Here is a 9,593-nt window from a genome sequence, read left to right on the forward strand (position 1 = left end):
CACACAATTTAAAACGAATATACAATGAAACAATACAAAACGAACTCATACACCAAAACAACAAACAAAATACCTGAAAATAATAAAAATTAATGCAAAAAAATTTTTAATAAATAATTAATTTTGAGTCGCCCTCTTTTTAGACACTTCCATTGCCTGAACTCTGATGAAGTTTCGAATTTTTCAACTGATATCATACATCCCCTACGTATTTTATCGAACTGAAAGCTTTCTGCCGTTTCAGCTGTTTTCAGGACCGGCAACCCCACTGTTTTACAGGGAGGCAGGAGCGGTTCTAATCGAGCCTAACATCTTTATAAGCAGCTTGAATTCCGTTTTGGTGATACATGAAACCAGCGTCATATTCACTCTCTTTTTAGGGCTGTGCACAATATACTCTGGGACAGGGTAAACGTATCCAAATATCTGAAATTGATAATTACTCTTGCAATATTCTGGATATCATCATTCAGCAATTGGCATTATGTCATGATTCTTTTATGCCTGATTTTCTACTTTTTGAAGGAAAACCCTAAAAGGATGTGGTTTGCATTTTCAATAGTTGCGCTATTGTACATATTCAATGTAAGGCTTTTTGCAGATCCCTTTGCGCCGGCATTCACCATGAATTTTATCTTTTTCAAAATAGGCATATTTCTGGTGCCGTTGTTTTTCATGCTTTATAACGGAAAAGCCGGAAACAAGTCATCATTCAACAAATGGTTCTTCTACATATTCTATCCGGCACATCTTTTGGCCATAGGTATTTTCAGGCTTCTGGTTTAGATTGTATTGCTCAGTGATTCATCGCATATTTTTTTAATGCTCTCCAATTTTTGCCAAAAATCCCATTTTCAAACCATCTAATATATATACTAATTAATTATATAAATTAATTCACTAACAAATTAAATTTATTTAAATGAAGGTTTGATATTATGGTTAGGTTTTCACAAACTCTTGATGATAATGGGGCAAGGAATCGGGAAAGATACACTCCTCGACGGGAGGAAAATCAGTATGAAAATCGCAGTGCTGATTCAAGAACTATAGACGACTTTGTTTACAGTCAGCTTCCAAGACCGACTCAGGTAAAAAGGTCAGTCTATCATGACGAGGGTTATGTGCAGCCCGAAGCATACGAACCGATCAATGTCCTTCACGAAAAACCTTCAATTGAAAGAGAATCTATCCAGCCGGATTATTCAAAACCGGAGCTGACCTTCCCGGCCGATCAAAACATCCAGTTCGGTGTCGAATACACTCCAAACTCAAGACCTCCGGTGATAGGTAAAAACCACACAATCAGGTCAAATTCAATCATCTACAATGATGTTGTTATCGGAGACAATTTCAGAACCGGCCATAATGTGGTCATTCGTGAAAACACCAATATCGGGGATGACGTTTTAATCGGAACCAATACTGTCATCGAAGGTGACGTTATCATTGGAAACGATGTCAGCATCCAGTCCAACGTATATATCCCAACAAATTCTGTAATTGAGGATAATGTATTTATCGGACCTTGCGCTTGTTTTACAAATGACAAATATCCTGTAAGAATTAACTATGAACTTCAAGGACCTAGAATCAGACGCGGAGCTTCAATCGGAGGAAACACAACATTCCTGTCAAACGTTGAAATCGGTGAAGGATCTATTGTTGCCGCCGGAGCTATCGTAATACATTCAGTTCCACCATTCTATCTGGCTATCGGAACACCTGCACGCATTAAACCGCTTCCTAACCACTTGAAAGTTCCAAACAGGTTTTAAGGAGAATTTTTAATGGCATTATATAAATGTAAGATTTGCGGATATACCTTTGACGAGGACAATATAGAGGAAGGCCTGAACATTCCTGCCGGAACCAAATTCGAGGACTTGCCTTCATCATTCAAATGTCCGAAATGCAGAATGGCAAAGGCAATGTTTGAAAAAATAGATTAGTTTTATATATCACAAACTTATTATATAATTATAAGTAAAAAAATTAAGGAGATTGTTAATAATGGCAAAATTTAAATGTAAATTATGCGGTTACACAACCGAAGAATTCGAAGAACTCCCAGAAGATTTCAAATGTCCTATGTGCGGAGCAACCGCTGACATGTTTGAAAAAGTGGAATAGGTGATTATATGGCTTACGTTTGTAAAGTCTGCGGATTCGTCTTAGAAGAAGATGAATTGCCGGAAGATTACCAATGCCCTGTCTGTGGCGTTCCTGCAGCAAATTTCGAAGAACAATGATTGTTCTTCACTTTAAATTTTTTCCAAAAACCGCTTATTTTTAAAGCGGACGCTTATTTTATCTGAGTATTTCTCAAATATCTTTTCTATGTCTCTGCTGTCTTTTGACACGACAAGATATGATACCTTATCTGTGTAATCCTTATCGATTGATTCAAGAGAGTTGTTTCTGACTTCCGTATCAACCAGTTTCATGTCACCGTATTCAAAAATAATCTCAAAAACGTCATACTCTTCAATCTCAACGATTTCGGCCTCGCCGATGGCTTCCATCACGGATTTTGAATATGCCCTTACAAGTCCTCCCGCGCCGAGCTTGATTCCGCCGAAGTATCTTGTGACGACTGCAGTGACATTGTGAAGTTCGTTTTTCCTCAAAACGTTGATCATAGGTTTTCCGGCGGTTCCGCCAGGTTCCCCGTCATCGTCAAATCCTTCTCCGTCCTCGACAATGTATGCTGTGCAGTTATGTGTCGCGTCGTTATATTTCTTGTTTATCCTTTGGATGATTTCTTTTGATTCCCTTTTGTTTTCTGTTGGATAAAGGCAGCATATGAACTGGGATTTTTTGATATTTATTTCACTCTGCACGGGTTTTCTAATAGTTTTCATGGTATCAATATATTTATATATCTAATCCAACATATTAAACTTAATTAATTTTAAAGGTGTTAATTGTGACAAGCAGATCAGCTACAGTATTGGTGATTTTTGTAATTGCGATTTTCGCATTTTGCCTTGCAAGCGTTTTCGCAGCCATGACAGGACCAATTTCAATTTTACCTAATGAAAGTGAGTCAGGAGGAATATTGGATAACCTCACCGCACTTACTGATGATACAGATAACAGTTATGGTTATCAGGATTACGATTATCAGGATTATGACTATTCGGATGACAGTTCACAGATTGAAACCACTACGGCTGATCCTGAACCTGCAGTTGATACAAATGTGCCAGCCGAAGATACCCCAGTATGGGGACAGTGATGGTGGCGACGATTCCAATATAGAAACCACCACCGGTTAATATTTTTTTTAAAAATCAAGTAATTTTTCAACGTCGAATACTACGGAGTTGATTGCCAGGTTAAAGAGTCTTTCTCCGTACTCTTCATCCACATAGACGCCGTTTTCCTCAACGTCTATTGCGCCTTCTTCAATATTGGGGTCATCTTCACGTGCCTGTTTGAATCCGTATAGGCCAACTTCCTCATATTCGTCAACGTTTGCCTGGTTTGCGACCTCATCATCATTGACGATGCCCAGAACCTTTGCCATTGACAGCTCGCCGCTTCCGCCATGAGGGCCTTCAGAAGAGATTACCTTGTTGTTGAATGTTATTGACAGGCCTGTATTGTCCTCAATGTCCCATAATTCGGTCACTAAGGGAATGTTTCCTCCATGGGCATTGACGATAACCACCTTTTCAATGTCAAGGAATTTCTTTGCCTGATTGAGCGTATCGATGACGTTCTCTTTCAGCACTTCAAGGGAAACGTGCACTCCATGGTCGATTGTATCCAGTTCATAGGCGGGAAATATTATTCCCAAAAACTTGGCTCCTGTGAGAAGGGATGACTGGAAGGCGATGTGTGCCGCGATTTTGGCATCGGTATCAATCGGCAGTGCGGGGCCATGGTTTTCCAGGTGTGAACCGAGCGCTATGATTCCGACCTTGTGGACTCCGGGGTCTCTGATTTTTCCTGCCCTATATCTTAATTCGGCCATATTATCATACCTCAAAGTTCCAGATGTCGTCTCCGACGTAATGTTTGGTTTCAACGGCCTTTCCGGAATCATTCGCAACCATTTCCTCGCCACTGATTAGGCTAATTCCGATAGCCAACGGTTTTCCATGGGTTTCATCGATGATTAGGACTATGTCTCCAGGCTCAACGCCTTCGGAGGCATCGACAATTCCCGGACTCATGATGTCCGCACCATTGCTTACGAATCTGATGGCACCCATGTCCACTGTAACTGTTTTTGATTCAATATCTGTTTTAAGGGCTGCCTTCAGTGTTGGGAATGGTTTGTTGTCAATTATGATGATGTATGGTTCTCCATCAACCAGGATAAATGAATTAGGTTCGGCTTCGAGGATTTCAACATTCTTTTTTCCCTGAAGCAAGTCTCCATACTCTCCTAATTCCTCTTTTATTTCTTTAATTTTCTTCTTTTTCAGGAAATTTCTTTTTTTAACTTTAATCGCCATGGTATCCCAATATTATTTTTTAAGTAATATTTTGTGTTACTCTTAAATAAATCTATTTGTCAATAGGGAGTACTCTTCATTTCTTGAAAAAACATATCTGAAATCAATTTCCTCACCGAAATCGGCGATTATAATCGGAGGATCTCCAATCGCATACCTGGTTATTGAGTGGGCGTTGCTATTGGCCAGTTTGTCGATGCAGCTGTCTATTATTTCAAGTTCTTCCGGGCTGAATTTGACGTCGGGTATGATCAGCGGGTAGTATTTGTGCAGTGTCCTGTTGTAGTAGGGTTCCTTTTTGAAGAAAAGCTGATGGGTGTCTATCAGGTATTGGGTGATTTCCCTAAAATGAAGTGGCCTGATTCCTCTTCTTGACTTGATGTAAGTTTCATTTGTCAGCAATTGTCCGTAAAGCTCGTAATAATTGAAATCAATGAAATACAATATGCTGCAAAGCACAGTTTTTCCGAAGCTTGGCTTATAGCCTGCCTGGGACAGTATGTACATTAGAAGGTCGATATATTTGTCGCGTTTGAATCTCATTGATATCACGGTGATGGTTGGGTGTGGATATTTTTGTAGTAATTCTAATTTAATAAGCGTGGGAGAGCATTTGAAAAGTATTTTTTCAATTAATCCCGATTATAATATTTGATTTTTCTTAATTTTTCTTTAAATTAAGGTAACCTTTATATAGTAGGTTAGTTATAATTATAAGTATTAGTTTTAATTAGGTTTCGTCTTATCTTAACTTGATTACATTATGAGTATTTTACTCGATTCATATTGAAAAACTAAAATTTACAATAATATAAGGTGATATAATGAGCGGACAAAATGTTCAAAGACCACTTGACGCATTAGGAAAATCTGTAGACTCTCCAGTTTTAATAAAACTCAAAGGAGATCGTGAATTTAGAGGTATACTTAAGAGCTTTGATTTACACATGAACTTAGTTCTTAATGATGCAGAAGAGTTACAAGACGGAGAAGTCACTAGAAGACTCGGTGTTGTGCTCATTAGAGGAGACAATATTGTTTACATTTCACCATAAATATTATTTTCGAGATTATATTGTTTAGGATAATTAAGGAGGTGTATCAATGTCAAAGGGAACTCCATCAATGGGTAAAAAGAATAAAAAGACCCATATCAGATGCAGAAGATGTGGTAAAAACACTTATCACATTCGTAAAAAAGTCTGTGCTTCTTGCGGTTTCGGTAAATCCAGTAAACTAAGAAGATACAGCTGGCAAAACAAAAAACCAACTACTAGGCAAAGACTAGTGTAAGTCGGTTAGAGATTAGTGAAGATTATTAAATAATCTTCCTTCAAATACTTTTTTTTCAAAACAGATTAATTTAATGTATTAACCATATTTTTTTTAAGGAGGTCAATAGGATGACTGATTTAAATGATATTGCTCGTGAAAACGATGTAAACCTGGAAAACTGTGTTGTTTTTGTAAGAGGAAAAGACGATATATTGGCTGTTGACATTTCCAATGCCGGAATCAGACAGAGAAGTGACGGCACAATGGGATTCACATTTTCAATTCCGCCAAAGGAAACATTGGCCCTTGAAGAATACTTCAACAGATTCGCAACCGGTGAAAAATTCTATTTCGATATCTCACAAACCGGCTACAGACCAGTATATTACAGAGGATTATCCCCAATAACAAAAGAGGTCAGTAAGGAGTATCTTCCAAAATTCAACATCACACTATATGCCCAAAAGGCAATTGTGGAACCTGACGATTCATATTTCGAACCGACATGCGAATGCTGCGAATTTTGCCACATAGGTTAAAACATGTTAGGCAACGATTTTTCAGACAAAATCAGAATAACAATCAAAAAAACAGGTGAAAGCATTGAACTGGACCAAAGAAGAGTTAGAATTCGTGAAAAGGAAAACGGCCTGATGGCCCTAAGTTATGTTGCCCCGGCGTTTGAGGCAATGGATTTAGAGGACTTCTTTGACGGTGCGCTTTCAAGCGAAAAGTTAGGCATGGACATCGCAGACACCGGCGAGTTCACCGTCAGCTTCAGAGGAATTGTCGACGGAAAGGGAACTGCTTTGCCGAACAATTTCGAACACAGAATTATCCTTCTTCAGGAAGTCAAGTTCCTTGATCCAAGGGTAAACATTCAGAAAACAGGTTTTTCAAGGTTCAAGCTTAGAGGAGAGCATCCTGATTAATATCATAATTCTCCTTCCAAAGCATCCCACAAATCAACCGCCCAGCCTTGCTTGCCGTCAATCACCATATCAAGCAATCTCACTTTCCCATCTCTAAATCTGAACAGCCTGTAGTCCTGCTGTGTTTTTTTAGCGGTTCCCTCTTTGTTGCAGTCAAGATAGATTCCTTCATCATATTCCTTATCAAAGTCGCCGGCTTCCACGAAATCCCCTACCAATGAATAGCCGTTTTTGACTGTCTTGTCTAGTTTAACTACTGTTTTTAACCATCCGCCCTGCGCTCTGAACTTGATGTCAGGGTCGATTCTTCTCATTTCTTTTTGCCAATTTACAATCATAATTACCAAATCCTTTTTAATTCTAATTTTGGAATACCCTATATATATGAAAAGTGCGAGAGAGCATTTGAAAAGTATTATTGATAACAAAATATTATATATAAGTAAAATGTCATATTTATTAATATATTAATATTTTAATGGGCTTTGAAAATGAATTTATTTGAAAAATTTGGAATTGAGACAGAAAATGAACATCTCTATGAAGTGGCATTCACACATTCGTCATATGCCACCCTTCATGATTTGGATTACAATTATGAGAGGCTGGAATTTCTAGGAGATTCCGTTTTGAGCCTAATCGTATCAGAATATCTATATAAAAAATATCCCGATTATGAAGAGGGAGAATTGACAAAGAAAAGATCAAACTTCGTATGTCAGAATGCACTAATCTACTATTCCCAGAAACTAGGTCTAAAAGAATATCTGAAAATATCAATTGAAGAATCAAACCTGACAAAAAACGAAGTCATATCCGTAACTGCGGACTTATTCGAATCATTCCTTGGCGCCATACTCATAGACCAGGGCATTGATTTTGCAAAGGAATTTGTAGAACACTGGATTTTCAAATACATTGACCAGGAACGGATTTTCTTTGAAGATTATAAATCCAAAATGAAGGAATATGGAGATGCGAAAGAGGTTTGCATTGAATATAGGATATTGAAGGAATATGGTGTTCCCCATGACAAAACATTCATCATGGAATGCCTTGTTGACGGCAAGCAGATGGGTGTTGGAAGAGGAAAAAATAAAAAAGAGGCTGAACAGGCAGCTGCAAAAGGGGCTATGCGTAAGTTAAGGATTTGGAGGCATTAGATGAATAAGGAATCTGTTGGGATTGTAGAGACAAAATATTTCCACATATCAGAACCGATCAAGTTGGATAGTGGCGAAGAGATTGAAGATGTCAGCGTAGCTTATGAAACATATGGCGAACTTAACAAAGAAAAATCCAACGCCATTTTGGTCTGCCATGCCCTCACCGGTGATGCTCATGCCGCAGGATGGCATGAGGGAGATAGGAAACCCGGTTGGTGGGAGATTGTAATAGGTCCTGGAAAAGCGCTTGACACTGAAAAATACTTCATCATCTGTTCTAATGTTTTAGGAGGATGCAAGGGAACGACCGGACCCAGTTCAATCAATCCAAAAACAGGCAAGGAGTACGGTCTTGACTTTCCCGTAATCACCATTGCGGACATGGTCAAGGTTCAAAAGAAACTGGTCGAGTCATTTGAAATCAACCAGCTTATTGCAGTCATCGGAGGTTCCATGGGCGGAATGCAGGTTCTTGAATGGATGGTGCGTTATCCTACAATGATGAAAAAGGCAGTTCCAATCGCAACTGCAGCGCTGTCATCCCCACAGCAAATAGCATTCAATGCGGTGGGCCGCCAGTCAATCTTTTCAGATCCTCATTGGAAAGGCGGAAACTACTATGAATCAGGCGTGATTCCACGTAATGGATTATCCCTGGCACGTATGATTGCCCACATTACCTATTTAAGCGACGAGTCAATGGACATCAAATTCGGACGGGGTCTTCAGGACAAGGATGAAATAAGCTATGATTTCTCGGTAGATTTCCAGGTGGAAAGCTACCTGAAATATCAGGGGGAATCCTTTGTAAAGCGTTTTGATGCTAACAGCTATCTATACATTACAAAAGCAGTTGATTTATTCGATCTGACAGTAAACGACTCATTGATAGAAGGATTGAAGAACGTTGAAGCGAAAGTCGAAGTGCTTTCCGTCGATTCAGACTGGCTATATCCGACAGAGCAAAGTACAGATATCGTCACGGCCTTAAATGCCAATGATGTTGAGGTGTCATTTTCAGAAATCAAATCCAACTATGGGCATGACGCTTTCCTGCTTGAAAAAGGACAGTTGAATTTCATTCTGGCCAATTTCCTCTCAGAAAGCATTGTTGAGGACTTGATGATGGAAAATATTGCAACAATCAAGGCGACAGCAAATGTTCAGGATGCTGCCAAGCTGATGCTGGAAAAACATGTGACCCACATTCCTGTCGTCACTGGCGACAATAAGCTGATAGGCATTGTTACAAGCTGGGATTTATCCAAATCAATAGCCATGAATTCAAATCATCTGAACGATATCATGACTACAACGGTCAAGTACTGTAAAGCTGACGATTCGATTGAGGACATTTCCCGTAAAATGCGCAAATTCGATATTTCATGCCTGCCTGTCGTTGACGACGACATGACAGTTGTAGGCTTAATAACAACAGACCAAATCAGTAATTTACTCAGCTAAATTGCTGCTTTTCTTATTTTTCTAGGTGAAAACGTGTCTTTTAATGTTGATCTATTCTATTTTATAAATCATAATCTGCAGAATCCTCTATTTGATGCGGTATTGCCTTATATGACTCATTTTGGAGGTTTTATCTGGTTATTGATAATACTTATAGTTCTTATAGTATATGCTCGAATTAAAGGTAATGATTCCTTAAAAAAAGTTGCGGCTGTTGCATTGGTTGCATTGCTGTTTGCGGATTTGATTACCTATGCTTTGAAGCTTTTTGTTCATGAGCCAAGGCC

18 protein-coding genes and 1 pseudogene are annotated in these 9,593 nt (G+C 38.8%); 14 read left to right on the plus strand and 5 right to left on the minus strand.

Going from position 1 to position 9,593, the window contains the following annotated elements:
* Window positions 1-166 precede the first annotated feature (166 nt).
* The 6 genes from IJF99_RS06585 (at window position 167) to IJF99_RS06610 (ending at window position 2,252) form a co-directional block, all read left to right on the plus strand.
* On the plus strand, window positions 167-412 hold the full coding sequence (locus IJF99_RS06585; protein ID WP_292793330.1) for a hypothetical protein: 246 nt from the start codon (window positions 167-169) through the stop codon (window positions 410-412).
* Window positions 385-786, plus strand: coding sequence for a TraX family protein (locus tag IJF99_RS06590; protein ID WP_292793332.1), 402 nt, complete (start codon window positions 385-387; stop codon window positions 784-786). The genes IJF99_RS06585 and IJF99_RS06590 overlap by 28 nt, the downstream gene beginning before the upstream one ends.
* Before the next feature lie 404 nt (window positions 787-1,190).
* A complete protein-coding gene (locus tag IJF99_RS06595; RefSeq protein ID WP_292793365.1) occupies window positions 1,191-1,778 on the plus strand; it encodes a DapH/DapD/GlmU-related protein in 588 nt (195 codons plus the stop codon).
* Between the two features lie 12 nt (window positions 1,779-1,790).
* A complete protein-coding gene (locus tag IJF99_RS06600; RefSeq protein ID WP_292793334.1) occupies window positions 1,791-1,952 on the plus strand; it encodes a rubredoxin in 162 nt (53 codons plus the stop codon).
* Window positions 1,953-2,013: 61 nt separating this feature from the next.
* Entirely contained in the window at window positions 2,014-2,133 is a 120-nt protein-coding gene (locus IJF99_RS06605) for a rubredoxin-like domain-containing protein (protein WP_292750918.1), read from the plus strand.
* 8 nt (window positions 2,134-2,141) lie between these two features.
* A complete protein-coding gene (locus tag IJF99_RS06610) occupies window positions 2,142-2,252 on the plus strand; it encodes a rubredoxin-like domain-containing protein (RefSeq protein WP_292793336.1) in 111 nt (36 codons plus the stop codon).
* 12 nt (window positions 2,253-2,264) lie between these two features.
* Here the strand turns inward: IJF99_RS06610 and IJF99_RS06615 are convergent, their stop codons facing one another.
* Window positions 2,265-2,864, minus strand: coding sequence for a YigZ family protein (locus IJF99_RS06615; RefSeq protein WP_292793338.1), 600 nt, complete (start codon window positions 2,862-2,864; stop codon window positions 2,265-2,267).
* A 65-nt stretch (window positions 2,865-2,929) separates the two neighbouring features.
* On the opposite strand from IJF99_RS06615, the gene IJF99_RS06620 reads away from it, so the two are divergent.
* Complete coding sequence (locus IJF99_RS06620) at window positions 2,930-3,241, plus strand: hypothetical protein (RefSeq protein ID WP_292793340.1); 312 nt, start codon at window positions 2,930-2,932, stop codon at window positions 3,239-3,241.
* Between the two features lie 48 nt (window positions 3,242-3,289).
* Here the strand turns inward: IJF99_RS06620 and arfB are convergent, their stop codons facing one another.
* From arfB to IJF99_RS06635, 3 genes are read right to left on the minus strand one after another with little or no spacing between them, the layout of a single operon-like run.
* Window positions 3,290-3,982 carry a 2-amino-5-formylamino-6-ribosylaminopyrimidin-4(3H)-one 5'-monophosphate deformylase gene (gene arfB, locus IJF99_RS06625; RefSeq protein WP_292793342.1) on the minus strand — a complete coding sequence of 231 codons (693 nt, stop codon included), beginning with the start codon at window positions 3,980-3,982 and terminating at the stop codon, window positions 3,290-3,292.
* Window positions 3,983-3,986: 4 nt separating this feature from the next.
* Window positions 3,987-4,469, minus strand: coding sequence for an RNA-binding protein (locus IJF99_RS06630; protein WP_292793344.1), 483 nt, complete (start codon window positions 4,467-4,469; stop codon window positions 3,987-3,989).
* Between the two features lie 42 nt (window positions 4,470-4,511).
* Window positions 4,512-5,012: a type II toxin-antitoxin system antitoxin SocA domain-containing protein gene (locus IJF99_RS06635; RefSeq protein ID WP_292793346.1), complete on the minus strand. Its 501-nt coding sequence runs from the start codon at window positions 5,010-5,012 to the stop codon at window positions 4,512-4,514.
* Between the two features lie 281 nt (window positions 5,013-5,293).
* Between IJF99_RS06635 and IJF99_RS06640 the strand changes: the two genes are divergently transcribed.
* From IJF99_RS06640 to IJF99_RS06655, 4 genes are all read left to right on the plus strand, one after another.
* Window positions 5,294-5,524, plus strand: coding sequence for an LSm family protein (locus IJF99_RS06640; RefSeq protein WP_116591755.1), 231 nt, complete (start codon window positions 5,294-5,296; stop codon window positions 5,522-5,524).
* 49 nt (window positions 5,525-5,573) lie between these two features.
* Complete coding sequence (locus IJF99_RS06645) at window positions 5,574-5,762, plus strand: 50S ribosomal protein L37e (protein ID WP_292793349.1); 189 nt, start codon at window positions 5,574-5,576, stop codon at window positions 5,760-5,762.
* 110 nt (window positions 5,763-5,872) lie between these two features.
* Entirely contained in the window at window positions 5,873-6,283 is a 411-nt protein-coding gene (locus tag IJF99_RS06650; RefSeq protein ID WP_292793352.1) for a hypothetical protein, read from the plus strand.
* A 3-nt stretch (window positions 6,284-6,286) separates the two neighbouring features.
* A complete protein-coding gene (locus IJF99_RS06655) occupies window positions 6,287-6,676 on the plus strand; it encodes a hypothetical protein (protein ID WP_292793354.1) in 390 nt (129 codons plus the stop codon).
* Between the two features lie 2 nt (window positions 6,677-6,678).
* Here IJF99_RS06655 and IJF99_RS06660 read toward each other — a convergent pair whose 3' ends face one another.
* Window positions 6,679-7,014 carry a hypothetical protein gene (locus IJF99_RS06660; RefSeq protein ID WP_292793356.1) on the minus strand — a complete coding sequence of 112 codons (336 nt, stop codon included), beginning with the start codon at window positions 7,012-7,014 and terminating at the stop codon, window positions 6,679-6,681.
* 153 nt (window positions 7,015-7,167) lie between these two features.
* Here IJF99_RS06660 and rnc point away from each other — a divergent pair, with 153 nt between their 5' ends.
* The 3 genes and pseudogenes from rnc to IJF99_RS06675 form a co-directional block, all read left to right on the plus strand.
* A complete protein-coding gene (gene rnc / locus IJF99_RS06665) occupies window positions 7,168-7,839 on the plus strand; it encodes a ribonuclease III (RefSeq protein WP_292793359.1) in 672 nt (223 codons plus the stop codon).
* Window positions 7,840-9,306, plus strand: a complete 1,467-nt coding sequence (locus IJF99_RS06670; RefSeq protein WP_292793362.1) for a homoserine O-acetyltransferase — start codon at window positions 7,840-7,842, stop codon at window positions 9,304-9,306.
* 33 nt (window positions 9,307-9,339) lie between these two features.
* Window positions 9,340-9,593, plus strand: a pseudogene (locus IJF99_RS06675) (phosphatase PAP2 family protein); the annotation flags it as partial.

Origin of the sequence: Methanobrevibacter sp. (genome assembly GCF_017406825.1) — an archaeon.
Lineage (GTDB): Archaea > Methanobacteriota > Methanobacteria > Methanobacteriales > Methanobacteriaceae > Methanocatella.